We start from the raw sequence: 16,415 nt of genomic DNA on the forward strand, positions 1-16,415 counted from the left end.
CTCCTCCAATAGAAAAAGCGGAGAATGTCTCCGCTCTTGTTACTTCGCATAATCGACGGCACGCGTTTCGCGAATGACCGTCACTTTGATTTGGCCTGGATAGTCAAGCTCATCTTCGATCCGTTTACAGATGTCGCGGGCCATCTTGTTCGCCACGACGTCATCGACGACGTCTGGGCGGACGATGATCCGGACTTCACGTCCCGCTTGGATGGCATATGACTTCTCGACTCCTTCGAACGACTCACAGATCGCTTCGAGGCGCTCAAGGCGTCGGATATAGCTTTCGAGCGTCTCTTGACGGGCTCCTGGACGCGCCGCTGACAAGGCGTCAGCCGCTGCGACGAGAACCGCAATCGTCGATGTCGCTTCGACGTCCCCATGGTGCGAGGCGATCGAGTTGATGACGACCGGATGCTCTTTGTACTTCGTGGCGAGCTCGACACCAATCTCGACGTGGCTGCCTTCGACTTCGTGGTCGATGGCTTTCCCGATATCGTGGAGGAGACCCGCTCGCTTGGCGAGCGTGACGTCTTCCCCGAGCTCGGCGGCCATCATGCCGGCGAGGTGGGCCACTTCGACCGAGTGGGCGAGCACGTTTTGACCGTAACTCGTCCGGTAACGCATTCGACCGAGCGTCTTGACGAGGTCCGGGTGGACGCCGTGGATGCCGGCTGAGAATGTCGCTTCTTCTCCGTATTCACGGATGCGTTCATCGACTTCACGACGTGATTTCTCGACCATCTCTTCAATACGGGCCGGATGGATCCGACCGTCTTGAACGAGTTTTTCGAGCGTCATCTTGGCGATTTCACGACGGACCGGGTCAAATCCAGACAGGATGACCGCTTCCGGCGTGTCATCGATGATGAGATCGATGCCGGTGAGTGTCTCGAGCGTGCGGATGTTACGTCCTTCACGTCCGATAATCCGCCCTTTCATCTCATCACTCGGCAAGTTGACGACTGATACGGTCGTCTCGGCGACGTGTTCGGCCGCATAACGTTGCATCGTGAGAGACAAGAGGTGTTTCGCTTTTTTATCAGCTTCTAATTTTGCTTTTTGCTCGATTTCTTTTTGAAGGAGAGCAGCATCGTGAAGCGCTTCCTGCTTCGCTTCGTCCATGATGATGGTCCGTGCTTCTTCTTTCGACAAGGCTGCCACGCGTACTAGTTCTTGGCGTGCCTCCTCATATAATTCCTCCACTTTGCTCTCGAGCGTTTCCGCTTCACGCTTCCGTTTCGCGAGTGCAGCCTCACGTTCATCCAACGCGTCTTCTTTCCGTTCAAGCATGTCTGCTTTCCGGTCGAGAAGCTCTTCCTTTTGGACGAAACGATTTTCTTTCACTTTCTGCTCTTCACGTCGTTCGCGCAATTCTTGTTCGGTTTCATTGCGAAGTTGAATCATCTCTTCTTTTACTTCAAGCCGTGCTTCTTTTTGCATCGCTTCCGATTGTTGTCGCGCTTGCTCTACAATCTTGGTCGCTTCCGTCTCGGCACCTTGAATCTTCGCTTCGGCGATCGATTTACGCACAAAAAAACCTGCAACAAAAGCTATCGGCAAAAGGAGGATCAGAATAAGCTCTAATAGCCATTCCATCATGTTCACCTCCCTTTCGCAAGGTTATTTTATTTTTTCATGAATGAAAACGCGAGCGAGCCCGCGTATAGCTTTATTGTACTTATTTACCTGTTAGAATGCAATGCACGGACAGGATAGAACTACCAATTCATCAAAAAAATTATACTAAAAAAATCTCGCCTGAACCATGTCAGGCGAGAAACGTTACTTACTCTTCGTCTAAAAGTGAGAGGACGTCATCGTTGTCAGCTTCGACTGTGACCGTCTTTTCACCGTTGAGACCGTAGTGGTCGCGAATCCGTTCTTCGACCGATGCGGCCACCGACGGGTTCTCTTTCATATACTGCTTCGCGTTCTCACGGCCTTGACCGAGACGCTCCTCGTTGTACGAGTACCACGCGCCGCTCTTTTGAACGATATCGAGGTCGGCCCCGATGTCGATGAGCTCGCCTTCGCGCGAGATTCCTTCGCCGTACATGATATCGACTTCTGCCGTCTTGAACGGTGGCGCGATCTTGTTTTTGACGACTTTGATTTTCGTCCGGTTCCCGACCATGTCTTGGCCTTGTTTGAGCGTTTCAGCACGACGGACTTCGAGACGGACCGACGAATAGAACTTGAGGGCACGACCACCAGGTGTCGTTTCCGGGTTACCGAACATGATTCCGATTTTCTCACGGATTTGGTTGATGAAGATGACGATTGTCTTCGACTTGTTCGTCGCACCAGACAATTTACGGAGCGCTTGGCTCATGAGGCGGGCTTGAAGACCGACGTGTGAGTCTCCCATCTCCCCTTCAATCTCGGCTTTCGGAACGAGTGCCGCAACCGAGTCGACGACGAGGATATCGACCGCACCAGAGCGGACGAGGGCTTCCGCGATCTCAAGGGCTTGTTCCCCTGTATCCGGTTGTGATAAGAGCAACTCATCGATGTTGACGCCCAAGTTTTGTGCGTATTTCGGGTCGAGCGCGTGCTCGGCGTCGACGAAGGCAGCTTGTCCGCCGCGCTTTTGAACTTCAGCGATAGCATGAAGCGCCACCGTCGTCTTACCTGACGATTCAGGTCCGTACACTTCGATGACACGACCACGTGGATAACCACCTGCACCGAGGGCGATGTCGAGGGCGATTGAGCCTGACGGGGTCACCGAAACTTGCTGATCTGTATTTTCACCGAGGCGCATGATTGAGCCTTTACCGAATTGTTTCTCAATTTGGCGTAATGCCATTTCTAACGCTTGTTTACGATCACTCATAGATTAATGAGCCTCCTTTGATTGATACTTTCATTATAAGCGAAGCGAAGACGATACACAAGTTTTTTGCGAACGTTTATTCGCCTTTTTTCATTTGTTGCAGGAGCGCCCACATTCCGTCTTTCGTAGCCCGGGCTTGAATGACATGCCGCTCTTGATGCGGGTAATCACGTTCGATCACGTCAATCCCGTCCGGTGACCGGATGCCGATGAACACTTTTCCGACCGGCTGACCCGAATTTGACGTCGGACCGGCCTCGCCGGTGAACGCCAGCCCATAATCCGTTCCGGTCTGACGAGTCAGACCGAGGATCATTTCAAAGGCGACTTCTTTTGAGACGACCGAGTGTGAATCAATTGTATCAAGGGACACCCCTAAAAACCTATTTTTTAGCTCGTCGGAGTACGTGACGACTCCGCCCTTGAACACCGAGGATGCTCCTGGAACGGCCGTGAGCATCGCTTGGGCTTGACCGCCCGTGAGCGACTCGGCAATCGACAGCGTCGCCTTGCGCGCTTGTAACTCGTGAATCAGCCGTGCGGCGAGCGTATCCTCGTCTGAACCGAAGTAATAGTGACCGACCCGCGCCAAAATATCCTGTTTGACCCGTTCAATCATCTCCCGCGCCACGGTCTCAGTATCGGCGCGGGCGCTGATGCGCAGTCGTGCCTCGCCCGACTCGGCGTACGGGGCGACCGTTGGGTTCGACCCGGTCATCAAATCGACGACGGCCGCGTCGAGCGCCGACTCACCGATTTCATAAAAGCGCAACGATTCAGAGACGATGGTCATCCCGCCGAATTTTTCTGGGAACGTGGCGTCGACGATCGCTTTCATCTCCCACGGGACACCCGGTAACAACAGCCATGTCGGTTCGTCCTCGATCCACATCCCGGGCGCGAGACCGACCGGGTTAGTGAGCACTTCGGCCCCGGTTAAGACATCGGCTTGCCGCGCGTCCCCTTCGTTCGGCTCGCGTCCGCGCGAGGCGACGAAACGATGGATCGTCTCGAGCGATGCCTCGTCACGGATGAGTGGACGACCGAGCACCTCGGCGAGTGTCGTCTTCGTGATATCATCCGCCGTCGGCCCAAGGCCGCCAGTGACGATGACGAATTCACTTCGTGATCGCGCTTGTTCGAATGTCGCTCGCAAACGTTCCTGATTATCTCCGACGACTACATGATACAGCACGGACAACCCATATTTCGATAGCTGTTCTGATAAGTAACGGGCGTTCGTGTTCGTGATTTCCCCTAAGAGCAGTTCAGAGCCTACCGCAATGATTTCGGTGCGTTTCATCCAAATTCCTCCTCCCAATAAAAAAACGAGCTGTTCGGCCAAGCTGAACAACTCGTCTATGCCGATGGTTACATCGACTTTACAATGATCTTATAGTTTTGTGCGAAATATTCGGCCCCTGAGTAAATCGTCAAGACGAGAGCGAGCCACATGGCCCATTCGCCGAACGGGATGCCGACATAGCTGAAAATCGGGTTGCCGAACAGCAGGAAGATGATGGCAAAGAGTTGGACCCATGTCTTCGCTTTGCCCGACTTCCCGGCCGCGACGACGATTCCTTCATCGGCCGCCACGAGACGAAGTCCCGTCACCGCGAACTCACGCGAGAGAATGACGACGACGACCCATGCCGCGACGAGATCCATCTCGACGAGCAGGACAAGTGCCGCCGTGACGAGTAGTTTGTCAGCGAGCGGATCCATGAATTTCCCAAAGTTGGTGACCAAGTTGTGCTTCCGGGCGAGATGCCCGTCAAGCCAGTCAGTGATAGCGGCAATCGTAAAGATGACCGCGGCGATGAATTGATGGAGCGGTACGTCCGCCCCGAGGAAAGCGATGTCTCCCCAATCAAAATCTACGGCGAGTAAGACGACGAACACGGGGATGAGCAACACCCGTAACATCGTCAAACGGTTAGGTAGGTTCATCGAGAACTCCTCCTCTAGAAGGAGAGTCAACTTATTCTGCGTCGACTCTCTTTACAAATATATTTTGTGTGACCGGCGAGTCGGCTAATTCAAGCTCCCGGCCATTGACAACAATTTTCTCGACCCCACCGATCAAGCCGATTCGGATGCGAAGCGTATCCGTCTCCGCGTCCTCGATGACAATCGGGTTTTGTTTCGATTGGTTCGGATATTCCGGAGCGAGGAACGCTCCCTCGAGTGAGGTGTCCCGAACACCGACATATGTCGCCGGCGACTCTTTCACATGAATCTCCGTCGTCAGTTTATCGGTCGTCGCGATCTCATATGTGAGGTCTGCCCCGTTCGTCGACGCGACCGCAATCGGTCCCGTCTCTTCTGCCGGTTCTTCTTCGACCGGTTCTTCAGCCGGCGGTTCTTCTTCGACCGGCTCTTCTTCCGGCACGTCCTTGTTTTGATCAATGGTTACACCCGAGTTCGTCTGTTCAGTCGGTGACGCGTTTTGGTCGCCGAAATCAAGGTTTCGGACGACGTAATAGACGGCCGTCATCAACAGGAACGCGACGAGCACGAGCATGACTTTCGGTACCCAACGCGAGACACGGCTCGACGTCTCGGACGCTTTCGAATAGGTTTGCTTTCGCGATAATTGAACGGTCGGTTGCGGCTCGATTTTCGGCAAGTCTTTCGCATACGTCTCGTACAGTTCATCGACATCAAGTCCTAACGATTCCGCATACGTTTTAATGAACGCCCGTGCATAGAACGAGCCAGGGAGATTTTTGTAATCACCTTCCTCGATCGCGATGATATAGCGTTTTTGAATCTTCGTCGTCTGCTGGATTTGGTCGAGCGTCAAACCGCTCGCCTCACGCCTTTGTTTCAAAAAAGTCCCTAGTTCTGTCACAGGGGTCCACACCTTCCATTCAAGTAGTTATTCAAACCATTCTGCCTCACGATGTGTCTCTTGAGGAATGATAATCTCCTCATCTTGTGAGTTCCTCAGTTCGATGATGTAATCAAAGTCTTCGAACACGCAATCGGTGTTGCGCACGTATAGGTCCGGATGCTCGATGACTTTCACGGACGGCAACCGCATGACTTCTCGAATCAATTGACGATGGCGTTCATCCATCGTCCGCGTCGAGACGGCACCGTCGATGATATAGACGTGGTCCCCTTCGCGTTCTTCTTCGAACAACGAGGTCCTCACCGTCTGCTTCATGAGCGTCGATGACAGGAACAGCCAGCGCTTGTTCGCACAGACGCTCGCCGCAACAATCGACTCGGTCTTCCCGACACGCGGATTGCCGCGCACCCCGATCAACAAGTGCCGTTCTTCTTTCATCAGTTCGGCGACGAAGTCGACGAGGACACCTAAGTCCTCGCGGACGAATTTGAACGTCTTCTTGTCGTCATTGTCGTGCTCGATGTAGCGCCCATGTCGAATCGCGATTCGGTCGCGAAGCTTCGGTCGCCGGAGCTTGATGACGACGATGGCTTCCATCTTGCGCAAAATATGTTCCAGACGATGGACGTGATCCGCGGCCGGGGCCTTTAACAGCATGCCGCGGCGCTGGAGATCGACGCCGTTAATCGTCACGATTGAGATTTGAAGCATCCCCATCAGGGAAGCGATATCCCCCAGGATACCGGGCCGATTTTGGCAAAGTTCATATTCGAGATACCATTCTTCGAACTTATGATCCATCTCGTCCACCCTTTCCGATGTGTGCTCGCTACCTTGTTCATTCTAAATTATTTTAGAAGAATTGAAAAGAACTCGTTTCAGTCGTGGCGACAAAGTTTCACACCCAACCGCCATCGATACGAAGCACGGCACCGGTCATATAGGCTGCAGCCGGGGAGCAGAGGAAACGAATCGTCTCCGCCACTTCTTCAGGTCCGCCTAACCGGCCGAGCGGAATCTCCTCACGGGCCGTTTGTTTCGTCTCTTCTACCGTATCATTCATCGGAGTGTCAATCCACCCCGGTGTGACCGCGTTGATACGGACATGAAACGGTCCCGCCTCACGCGCGAACGCTTTGACGAATCCGAGTTGGGCGGCCTTGACCGTCGAATAGAGGACTTCCCCGGCCGCACCGACCTCACCCCAGACGCTCGAGACGACGACGATATCTAGGGGGCGGTCGTACGCTTTTTGCCCGACGACGTGCTGCACGAGCCGGACCATCGAGCGGACATGAATTCGGTACAGCCGATCGAGTTCGAGGAGCGACTGGTCGACGAGCAACCCGTAGGCATGATTGCCGGCGACGTGGATGATGCGGTCGACCGGTCCGAGTGTGTCGAGCCAAGCCTCGAGCCCGGCCTCATCATCGAGGTCACACGTGACGACGTCAGCCGTCAGTCCTTCGCTCGCGACGAACGCACGGAGCGATTCCGCCTGCGTATGCGCCTGCAAGATGAGGTCATCGTCCCGGAACGACAGGGCGACGGCACGACCGATTGCCCCGCTCGCTCCCGTGATGAGCGTCGTCACGGCTTCTTGACGATGCAGACGGTCCGTTGATCGGCTTGGAATAGACGGTCATACGCGGCGTACAGATCGTCGAGTGAAATCGCATCGAGCAGATCAGGGATGTCGAACATATTACCGCCACTGAGCGCATAGCGTGAGAACTGGTTAGCAATGAACTCAGGTGAGTTGAGCGCCTTCAAAAACTGCCCTTTCATCATGCGCTTCTTGCGATCGAGTGTCTCGACGCCGAGTTCGAGCGGACGCTCGAGGGCGGACGTAATCCGATCGACGAACGTCTCGACGTGTGGCGTCTCCATCGACAGGACGGCGAAGGCGAACGTCTCTTCTGACGTATAGTCGAACGAGAACGCGTCATCAATCAATCCTTCGGCATACAGTTCCGCATAGAGCGGTGCCGTCGTGTCGAACAAGGCATGCATGAGGAGCTCGACGATGAGCTCTTGCTTCATGCCATCCTTGCCGGCAAGCGGCATGTCTTTATACCCAATCATCACTTTCGGCACCGATACGTCCATCTCGATAATGCGTTCGGCCAGATGCACCGTCTCCGGCTCCTCGATTTCTTCCCGCGCTGTCAACAGCGGCTGTGGGAACGTCTTCGCCGCCTGATTGGCGGTGATTTCCGCTAGGATGGCGTCCGGGTCGATATTCCCGACGACGAACAGCACCATGTTGCTCGGATGATAGAACGCTTGGTGGCAACGATACAAATCGTCCGCCGTGATGGCACTGATCGAGTCGATCGTCCCGGCGATATCGATTTTTACCGGGTGTTCGGCGTACATCGCCTCAATCAAACCGAAGTAGAGCCTCCAACCTGGATTGTCTTGATACATCTGAATCTCTTGACCGATGATGCCTTTCTCTTTTTCGACCGATGCTTCTGTAAAGTACGGCGCTTGGACGAAGTCGATTAACGTCTTCAAGTTCTCACTGACGTTCGACGTCGCACCGAACAAATATGCCGTCCGGGTGAACGACGTGAACGCGTTCGCCGACGCACCGAGGCGTCCGAATTGTTGGAACACGTCGCCGTCCTCTTTCTCGAACATCTTATGCTCGAGGAAATGGGCGATCCCGTCCGGTACGTCGACCCAGTCCTCTAGCTTGAACCGACGATCAATCGACCCGTATTTGGTCGTGAACGTGGCGTACGTTTTCTCATAGCCGGTCTTTTTCAATAAGTAAACCGTCAATCCGTTCTCGAGGACGGTATGATGAAGCGTCTCTCCGACGTTTGGAAAATCGAGTTTCATGCGGTTCCCCCCTTTAAACAATAGACGGCCTGTAGCGTCAATCGGTTCGCGAGCGCGGCCACGTCTTGACGCGACGTCCGTTCGATAATCGCCATCTCTTCGTCGAGCGAGAACGGACGGATGTCCGAACCGCTCATCCAAGCGATCAATTGGCGCGGATTGTCGCCGAGTTGACGACGCTGATGGAATAACATCGCTTTCGTCTGTTCGAGCGTCTCATCCTCGAACGTGCCGGCTTGAAGGTCGGCTAGCTGGTCGGCGATAATCGCCTCGGTCTTGGCCTGGTTCGAGGCATCGATTCCGGCGTAGACGAACAACATCCGGCTGAGCGAGCTATACTGCGAGGCCGCGTAATAGGCCAAGCTCTCTTTTTCACGGACATTCATGAACAGTTTCGAGTGCGGGAAGCCGCCGAATAAGCCGTTGACGACTTGCATCCGGACGGCGTCCTCACTTCTCGGGTCGATGTCGACTTGATAGGCGAGGTGCAACTTGCTCTGATTGATGGCTTGATGTTCCTCGAGCCGTTGAAACTCACGGTCGACCGGCTGGGGATACTCCCGAACGAGACGTTCTCCGAGCCCTTCGAGCGGGGCGAACGCGTCCGTCACTTGTTCACGACTGACGTCCCCGACGACATAGACGTCGACGCGGTCGTGACGGATCATCGCTTCATACGCCTCGAACAACGTCCGAGGTGTCACGTGCTCCAACTGGTCAAGTGTCCCAAGCGATGGGATGGCGAGTTCTTCGCCGAGCAGCTCTTGTAGACGTTGTTGGGCAAAGCGCATCTTGTCATCGTATACCGATTCGATCCGTTGACGCTGTAGACGAGCCTCTTGCTCGACGATGAGCGGTTGGAACGCCCCGTCATAGGCGTTCGGACGAAGTAGCACTTCCTCGAGCAGTTTGATGGCTTGAGCGAGCACCGGTTCGCCGACGAGTTCATCGTTCACGACTTCAAGCTGGAACTGGATGATATGCTCTTTGCCGACTTTTGAGGCCCCGGCGTACAGGCTTGCGTCATACAGTTGTTCGAGCGGTGTATGGAACAGTTCGATCGACGGATAGGCTTCCGTCGCCTTCTCCATCACATACGGCAACAAGGCGCGGGCTGCAATCGTCTCAGGCGACAATGGCGCCGCGAACGAGACGAGACATGTCGTCGTCTTGAATTTTTGGGTCGGGTAGACCGAATAGTGCAATCGCTGTTGAAATTGTTCGATTCCTTTCATAACTGGATCTACTCCTTCTTCTTTTTCGTTTTAAAGACATCGGCACCGCGGGCGTACTCTTGATCAGGCACACCGGCCACGACGTTGGCGTAACGGGCCGCAGTAAATAAGTAATCACTCAATCGATTGTAGTACGGGAGTTGACGGACGGCTGCATCGACATTGACAAGTTCTCGTTCGACACGGCGACAGACGGTGCGCGCCACATGCAGGCTTGCCGCTCCGACACTGCCTCCCGGCAAAATGAACCGGACGAGCTCAGGACATTTGGCCTCAAGCTCGTCAATCCACGTCTCAAGCTCCGTGACGATTACTAAATCGACTTGTTGCGGCGGGTCTTGTTTATACATCAGCTCCGAGCCGAGATCGAACAAGTCGTGCTGGATTCGTGTCAATTGGGTCCGGAGCGTCTCGTCCGTCTGATGGGCGAGCGCGAGACCGATCTGACTGTTCAACTCATCTAACAGCCCCATCGCCTGGATGTGGGGATGGACTTTCAAGACGCGTCCACCAATGAGCGACGTCTCGCCCTTGTCCCCGCCTCGTGTGTACAGTTTCATGTCATTTCCTCCTTTATGCCACAAATGGTGACCCATAGGAGTCACCATTGTCGTTATGCCTGCGGTTGCGTGTACGGGAGACGGATTGTGAACGTCGTCCCTTCGTCGAGCGCGCTTGAGACGTCGACCGTGCCGTGATGGGCATCGATGACGTTCTTGACGATGGCGAGACCGATACCGGTACCCGCCTTGCCGCCGCTCGTCCGTGCTTTATCCGCTTTGTAAAACCGTTCGAACACGAACGGTAAATCTTCTTTCGGGATGCCGCTGCCCGTGTCAGACAGACGGATCATGAAGCCGGTCTCTTCTGCGCTCGCTTCGAGTCGAATCGAACCGGACTCGGTATGTGCGATGGCATTGCCGATCAAATTCGTGAACACTTGTTCCAATCGGTCCCCGTCCGCCTCAATCGTGTGACGCGGAGCCTCAGTCGAGAGGGTGATCCCTTTCTCGTTCGCCATCTGGTTGAACTTGCGCATGACGCGCGGTAAAAACTCACCGAGGTCGAACGTTGCGAATTGCATCGTCTCTTTGCCTGATTCAATCCGTGCCAAGTCGAGTAAATCGTTGACGAGACGGGCGAGCCGGAGTGACTCATCATAGATGATGGACGCGAATTCTTTCGTCGCATCATCACTCTCGGTCATACCGTCGATAATCGCCTCGGAATACCCTTGGAGCGTCACGAGCGGGGTCCGGAGTTCATGGCTGACGTTGGCGACGAAATCGGTCCGCATCTTGTCGAGGCGATGGCTCTCTGTCGTGTCACGGATGACGACGACGGCCCCTTCGAAATCGTCCTCGCCAAGAAGCGGTGTCACGGTCAACGTGTAGTAATGGTCGAGCTGTTTCACTTCGATCGTCTTCTCCGGAGCCCCGGCGACGACGTCCTCATAGAGCGACAACACGACTTCGTGCGGTTGCTCGTCAATGAGGAGCGGTTGGGCCTGCGGATTCGTCACGATGACGTTCGCATGGCGGTCGAGGGTGATGACCCCATCGGCCATCGACCGTAAAATCGAGGCCAATTGTAGCCGTTCCCGATCGAGCGCGTTCACATACGTAGACAGCTGGCTGCTCATCGCGTTGAACGAGCCGGCCAGTTCGCCGATCTCATCGTTCGACTTTTGAACGAGGCGCAGGTCGAACTGCCCTTCCCCTGTCTTGTTGACGGCGTCGCGCATCTCCCGGAGCGGTGCCGTGATGCGCGTCGATAAGAAGAACGCGAACACGGTCGTGACGATGATGGCCGAGGCGACCGTCCAAAAGATGATCGTCCGGGCCCCTTCGTTCGCACTCGAGATCGCATCAAGCGGTTCAATCAAATAAAGCGTATACTCGCCCGTCTCGAGTGAGAACGTCGTCCGGTATGCGAGCGCGGCCTGGTCGTCAAACGACGAGAAGTTCCCGATCGACGTCTCTCCGACGGCTTGATACGCTTCCCAGTCTTGACGTCCGAGTTCGGTCATGAGCCCATCTACTTCGGTCCCGAAATTCGAGCGGACCGTCCCGTTCTCCAATATATAGTTGGCGCCGTACACTTCGATGATTTGATCAACCGTCCGCGATGCGTCCCCTTCTTGGAGCAGTACGGATTGAACTTGTCCCCCGAGTTTGGCCAAATGGCCTCGTTCCTGATCAATATGAAACGAGTTGAAAAACTCGAGCATCAGAACGGAGACGATGAACAAGATAAGACTGACCAACACGAGAATCGTCAACCACAGCTTTGTGACGATGCTATTGCGGCGAATCATCACTCACTGACGACTTCGAACTTGTAACCGACACCCCATACCGTCGTAATCATGTGCGCGGCTTCTGGAGAGACCCGGTTCAACTTTTCCCGGAGTCGCTTCACGTGTGTGTCGACCGTTCGAAGGTCTCCAAAGAATTCATAGTTCCAGACCTCTTTTAATAGCTGTTCCCGTGAGAACACTTTGTCAACTTGCTTGGCCAAGAAGAACAACAATTCATATTCTTTCGGCGTGAGCGCAATCTCTTCTCCGTCGACCGTGACACGGTGCGCGTCGTTATCGATCGTCAAATGCGGGAAGACGATTAAGTCTTTTGATTTTTCAGCCGTACGTAAATATTTGGTCGATCCTGAACGGCGGAGGAGCGCCTTGACGCGTAGGACGACCTCACGCGGGCTGAACGGTTTGACGATATAATCGTCGGCCCCGACCTCGAACCCTTGGACACGGTCGACTTCTTCCCCTTTCGCCGTCAACATGATGACCGGCGTCGCTTTCGATTTGCGAAGTTCGGTACACACCTCGACACCGTCCATTTTCGGCATCATCAAATCGAGCAAGATGACATCGAAATTATGCTCGAGGGCGAGCTGTAACGCCTCTTCCCCGTTCGTCGCTTCGACAATCACGTACTGTTCCCGTTCCAAATACATTTTTAATAGGCGGCGAATTCTTTCCTCGTCGTCGACCACTAAAATTTTTGTTTTATTAGCCATCCACTAAACCTCCTAATCGAACCATTACAAGATGTAGCGATTGTTGCACAATTGTGAACATTTCGCTCTCTTTCATAACTATACCACTCTATTATTTGGCTTCACAACGGTCAGTTGATAGCGCCATGAAAAAAGAAGCCACCGGAGTGACTTCTTTGTTTACGCATATGAATGCAAACCGGCGATGACAAGGTTGACGAAGACGAGGTTGAACATGATGACGGCGAATCCACCGACACAGAGCCAAGCCGCTTTCGTTCCCGTCCAGCCACGCTGGATCCGCATATGCAAGTAATAGATATAGATGAGCATCGTGATGAGCGCCCACACTTCTTTCGGGTCCCAGCCCCAGAAACGGTTCCAGGCGATTTGGGCCCAAATCATGGCGAAGATGAGGCCCCCGAGAATGAACACCGGCAAGCCGATGGCGATCGAACGGTAACTGATCTCGTCAGCGAGGTCGAGGTCGACCTTTTTCGCGAGCGGCTGTAACGCCTCGGCGACGCGCTTGCGTAAGATGACGAAACGGAGCAACACATAAATCACGACGCCGGCGATGACCGACCAGATGAGTGTGTTCAATTTCAACGTGTTGATGAACGTCGGCAACTCGAGTGACAAGCCGCTGGCACCAGAGACAAGTTGCGCCCCTTCCGGTACGAACAGCATCGGCATGAAGTACTCATACGACTCTTGCGTTCCGCGATCGTTCGTGAACTCGACGACGCCACCGGCGCCAATCGCCTTGAAGAGCATCGAGACGAGAATGAAGCCGAGCGTACACATGAGTACGAACATCGTGACTTCAAGCCACGTCCGAGACTTCGACTGCTCGCGCATCGATGTCTCGTTTAGCAAGAAGATGAGGCCTGATGCAAAGCTGATGGCCAGAATCCCTTGTCCGAGCGCTGCGGTCGTGACGTGAATCTTCAACCAGACACTGTTCAAGGCTGGGATGAGCGGTGCCACTTCGCTCGAGAACATCGAGGCGAACGCGATGACGAGCAACGCCACCGGCATGGCGAACAACCCGAGCACATCATTCTTATAAATGCCATACACGACGAGGAAGCCAAGCACCATCATCATTCCGAAGAACGTCGTGTATTCGTATAGGTTCGATACCGGCGCATAGCCGACCCCAACCCACCGTAAAATAAAATATCCCATTTGGGCAATAAAGCCGATGACCGCCAGCATGAACGCATACTTTCCATAGGCGATACGGTTGACGTTGCGGTCTTTGCGCATCCCGCTGACCGCGATCGTGAACAACACGGTCGCGACAGCATACAGGATGAACGCGATGAAGAGCAAACGACTGCTCCACTGAATCCACTCCATTATGATTCCCCTCTTTCATTGGTTGAGTTGTCGTCTGTCTTTTTTTCAAACCGTGCCTGATCTTCCCAGATCGGCAGGCCATGTTTCTCTAGGAGCGGTGTGATTTCGCGGTTAAGTGAAGATGGGTTCTTGTTCGTGAAACCGGCGACAAGCACGTCCGTCTCGCCGTGACGGCGAATCCAGATGCGACGGTGCGGCCAATACATACCCATCACGATCCCGACCATGAAGATGATTCCCCCGACGATTAACACTGGATACGTCGAGTCACTCTTGACGCGAAGACCGCTCGTGCTCGCCATCTCCGTCCCGGCGAATTGGACCGCATAGCGATTCTCCTCGTCGGCAACGTTCAAGCGAATCCCGATCAAGTTCGATTCGGTCGTGCCGTCCGGTGTGTCAATCGCCATGAAGAAGGCCGGGTTGAGCGCCCGTGGCGATTTCGTGTTCGGCTGGCCGTCCTTGACTTCAAAGTCCGGGTATAAGTCGTTCAGTTTGACCGTGACGTCACCGAGGTCGTATGTCGTCTCCGGATTCGTCAAATCGACCGTGAACGGTCCATACACGTCGCCTGTCTCTTTATCAGCGACGTTGAATGACATTGACAAGAACTCTGGACGACTCGAATACTGTTCTTGATACACTTCATATTTTTCAAACTTGAACGGATGGTTCACTTTCGTCGAACCGGTATCGACTTCCTCGAGTTGCGGCGATCCGTCCTCGTTCGTTCCGGTCTTCTTGAACAGCGTCAATTCCGTCTCATAGTTTTTTGGGACAGCACCCGCTTTTTCGATTGCCTCGGCAAACTTCGCATCTTCGGCGTTGTTTTCCGGATCATACATCTCTAAAATAAATTGATCGTTGCGGAGATAATATTCATCATCCGTCGCCTCGAGCGGAACCGTATCGCCTTCGCGCACCCATTCGAGCGTGTCCGTATGGAATGCCGGAAAGACGCGTAGCATCGCCCCGATGAAGAAGATGACGAGCCCGATGTGGTTGACGTATGGGCCCCAACGGCCAAAACGGTATTTTTCGGCGAGTAAGGCGTCGCCGTCACGCTTCACTTGATAGCGCTTCGCTTTTAAGGCGTCGCCGAACGCATCGATTTGTTCGTCCGAGCCTTTGCCTTCCCCAATCAGACGTTGTCCGCGCATGAAGCGATCGGTACGTCGGACCGGCTGGTTTTTCAACGCTTTATATAGCGGGAAAAATCGGTCGATTGACACGACGATGAGCGATAACGTCAGCATGACGATCAACGTGATGTACCACCACGATGTATAGAGGTTATGGAATCCTAACGTGTAATAAATCGTTCCCGGTGTCCCGTACTCGTCCGTATAATACTGGCTCGCCGGCAACTGTTGCGGAATATACATCTCTTGCGGGAAAATCGTTCCGATCGCCGATCCGACGATGATGAGCCCGATGAGCCATAGACCGACCTTGACCGATGCAAAAAAGCTCCACACCCGGTCAATCCATGACCGTGGACGACGCTTCGATCGTAAATCGGCGCCGTCGTATTTCATATCTAGCATATGTGCGCCCCCCGTTCGCTTACAATGACTTCTCGGCCAACTCCATCAGTTTCTCTTTCGTGAGTTCACCTTCGTACTTTTCAATCACTTTGCCATCGGCATCGATGACGAACGTGACCGGCAAGTTATAAATCCCGTACGCCTTCTCGACTTCGCTGCGCGTGTCCATCAAAATCGGATAGTCGAGCTTGACGCCGAGGTCGTTCACAAAGTTATCGACTCGGAGCGGTGTCTCACCGACATTGACCGCCCAAAAATCGACGCCCATGTCTTGAAGGGCCGCATAGTTGTCCTGGACGACCGGCATCTCTTTCTCACACGGTTCACAGAACGTGCCCCAGAAGTTCACGAGCAGCCCTTTGCCGTCGTATGTCTCGCGCTCGACCATCGTCGTCCCGTCTAAACTGACGAGCTTGAAGTTCGGCGCATCGTCACCGGCCTCGACCCGTCCGTCGTTACCGGCTTGTTCAATCAATTGCATGATGACGACCGCTCCTGCGAACAGGACCATCGTCATGATCATGAGCCGCCAAAATGACCGTTTTTTCTTATGGGCCATCGCCTGATTCATGCGATCACCCGACTTTGTTTCTTTCGTCATGAGTTCACACCATCCTTCAGTTGTTATTGTACTGAAAAAACACCAAAAACGCACATTAACAGACTTTTTTCATCTTTTTGTCACACAATCTCCACAAACTAAAAAATCA

General features: G+C 54.0%; 15 protein-coding genes. All 15 read right to left on the reverse strand.

Annotated elements, in window-relative coordinates:
• Window positions 1–39: 39 nt before the first annotated feature.
• Window positions 40–1,602 carry a ribonuclease Y gene (gene rny, locus M467_RS28430; RefSeq protein WP_029595337.1) on the reverse strand — a complete coding sequence of 521 codons (1,563 nt, stop codon included), beginning with the start codon at window positions 1,600–1,602 and terminating at the stop codon, window positions 40–42.
• 187 nt (window positions 1,603–1,789) lie between these two features.
• Window positions 1,790–2,839, reverse strand: a complete 1,050-nt coding sequence (gene recA / locus M467_RS28435; protein ID WP_021067612.1) for a recombinase RecA — start codon at window positions 2,837–2,839, stop codon at window positions 1,790–1,792.
• A gap of 76 nt (window positions 2,840–2,915) precedes the next feature.
• On the reverse strand, window positions 2,916–4,142 hold the full coding sequence (locus M467_RS28440) for a competence/damage-inducible protein A (RefSeq protein WP_021067613.1): 1,227 nt from the start codon (window positions 4,140–4,142) through the stop codon (window positions 2,916–2,918).
• Between the two features lie 68 nt (window positions 4,143–4,210).
• Window positions 4,211–4,789 carry a CDP-diacylglycerol--glycerol-3-phosphate 3-phosphatidyltransferase gene (gene pgsA, locus M467_RS28445; RefSeq protein WP_021067614.1) on the reverse strand — a complete coding sequence of 193 codons (579 nt, stop codon included), beginning with the start codon at window positions 4,787–4,789 and terminating at the stop codon, window positions 4,211–4,213.
• Window positions 4,790–4,820: 31 nt separating this feature from the next.
• Window positions 4,821–5,693 carry a helix-turn-helix domain-containing protein gene (locus M467_RS28450; RefSeq protein WP_021067615.1) on the reverse strand — a complete coding sequence of 291 codons (873 nt, stop codon included), beginning with the start codon at window positions 5,691–5,693 and terminating at the stop codon, window positions 4,821–4,823.
• Window positions 5,694–5,720: 27 nt separating this feature from the next.
• Window positions 5,721–6,497 (reverse strand): YmfK family protein, encoded by a 777-nt coding sequence (locus M467_RS28455; RefSeq protein WP_021067616.1) that lies wholly within the window; start codon window positions 6,495–6,497, stop codon window positions 5,721–5,723.
• A 97-nt stretch (window positions 6,498–6,594) separates the two neighbouring features.
• Entirely contained in the window at window positions 6,595–7,290 is a 696-nt protein-coding gene (ymfI, locus tag M467_RS28460) for an elongation factor P 5-aminopentanone reductase (protein ID WP_021067617.1), read from the reverse strand.
• Window positions 7,287–8,546 carry an EF-P 5-aminopentanol modification-associated protein YfmH gene (yfmH, locus tag M467_RS28465; RefSeq protein ID WP_021067618.1) on the reverse strand — a complete coding sequence of 420 codons (1,260 nt, stop codon included), beginning with the start codon at window positions 8,544–8,546 and terminating at the stop codon, window positions 7,287–7,289. Before yfmH ends, ymfI begins: the two co-directional genes overlap by 4 nt.
• Window positions 8,543–9,781 (reverse strand): EF-P 5-aminopentanol modification-associated protein YfmF, encoded by a 1,239-nt coding sequence (yfmF, locus tag M467_RS28470; RefSeq protein ID WP_021067619.1) that lies wholly within the window; start codon window positions 9,779–9,781, stop codon window positions 8,543–8,545. The genes yfmH and yfmF overlap by 4 nt, the downstream gene beginning before the upstream one ends.
• 8 nt (window positions 9,782–9,789) lie before the next feature.
• Window positions 9,790–10,341 carry a cob(I)yrinic acid a,c-diamide adenosyltransferase gene (locus M467_RS28475; protein WP_021067620.1) on the reverse strand — a complete coding sequence of 184 codons (552 nt, stop codon included), beginning with the start codon at window positions 10,339–10,341 and terminating at the stop codon, window positions 9,790–9,792.
• Between the two features lie 53 nt (window positions 10,342–10,394).
• The gene (locus M467_RS28480) at window positions 10,395–12,098 is read right to left on the reverse strand and encodes a sensor histidine kinase (RefSeq protein WP_021067621.1); all 1,704 of its coding nucleotides are present in this window, start codon (window positions 12,096–12,098) and stop codon (window positions 10,395–10,397) included.
• Entirely contained in the window at window positions 12,098–12,814 is a 717-nt protein-coding gene (locus tag M467_RS28485; RefSeq protein ID WP_021067622.1) for a response regulator transcription factor, read from the reverse strand. The genes M467_RS28480 and M467_RS28485 overlap by 1 nt, the downstream gene beginning before the upstream one ends.
• Window positions 12,815–12,973: 159 nt before the next feature.
• Window positions 12,974–14,158, reverse strand: coding sequence for a c-type cytochrome biogenesis protein CcsB (gene ccsB, locus M467_RS28490; protein ID WP_021067623.1), 1,185 nt, complete (start codon window positions 14,156–14,158; stop codon window positions 12,974–12,976).
• On the reverse strand, window positions 14,158–15,705 hold the full coding sequence (gene resB, locus M467_RS28495) for a cytochrome c biogenesis protein ResB (protein ID WP_021067624.1): 1,548 nt from the start codon (window positions 15,703–15,705) through the stop codon (window positions 14,158–14,160). Before resB ends, ccsB begins: the two co-directional genes overlap by 1 nt.
• A 19-nt stretch (window positions 15,706–15,724) precedes the next feature.
• A complete protein-coding gene (locus M467_RS28500) occupies window positions 15,725–16,306 on the reverse strand; it encodes a redoxin domain-containing protein (RefSeq protein WP_021067625.1) in 582 nt (193 codons plus the stop codon).
• Between the last annotated feature and the right edge of the window lie 109 nt (window positions 16,307–16,415).

Source organism: Exiguobacterium chiriqhucha RW-2 (assembly GCF_000416965.1).
Lineage (GTDB): Bacteria > Bacillota > Bacilli > Exiguobacteriales > Exiguobacteriaceae > Exiguobacterium > Exiguobacterium chiriqhucha.

Coding starts and splice junctions, on each gene's coding strand:
- resB (WP_021067624.1), bottom strand. CDS start 15,705: ATGCTAGATATGAAATACGACGGCGCCGATTTACGATCGAAGCGTCGT.
- recA (WP_021067612.1), bottom strand. CDS start 2,839: ATGAGTGATCGTAAACAAGCGTTAGAAATGGCATTACGCCAAATTGAG.
- M467_RS28485 (WP_021067622.1), bottom strand. CDS start 12,814: ATGGCTAATAAAACAAAAATTTTAGTGGTCGACGACGAGGAAAGAATT.
- yfmF (WP_021067619.1), bottom strand. CDS start 9,781: ATGAAAGGAATCGAACAATTTCAACAGCGATTGCACTATTCGGTCTAC.
- rny (WP_029595337.1), bottom strand. CDS start 1,602: ATGATGGAATGGCTATTAGAGCTTATTCTGATCCTCCTTTTGCCGATA.
- pgsA (WP_021067614.1), bottom strand. CDS start 4,789: ATGAACCTACCTAACCGTTTGACGATGTTACGGGTGTTGCTCATCCCC.
- M467_RS28455 (WP_021067616.1), bottom strand. CDS start 6,497: ATGGATCATAAGTTCGAAGAATGGTATCTCGAATATGAACTTTGCCAA.
- M467_RS28500 (WP_021067625.1), bottom strand. CDS start 16,306: ATGACGAAAGAAACAAAGTCGGGTGATCGCATGAATCAGGCGATGGCC.
- yfmH (WP_021067618.1), bottom strand. CDS start 8,546: ATGAAACTCGATTTTCCAAACGTCGGAGAGACGCTTCATCATACCGTC.
- ccsB (WP_021067623.1), bottom strand. CDS start 14,158: ATGGAGTGGATTCAGTGGAGCAGTCGTTTGCTCTTCATCGCGTTCATC.
- M467_RS28440 (WP_021067613.1), bottom strand. CDS start 4,142: ATGAAACGCACCGAAATCATTGCGGTAGGCTCTGAACTGCTCTTAGGG.
- M467_RS28480 (WP_021067621.1), bottom strand. CDS start 12,098: ATGATTCGCCGCAATAGCATCGTCACAAAGCTGTGGTTGACGATTCTC.
- M467_RS28475 (WP_021067620.1), bottom strand. CDS start 10,341: ATGAAACTGTACACACGAGGCGGGGACAAGGGCGAGACGTCGCTCATT.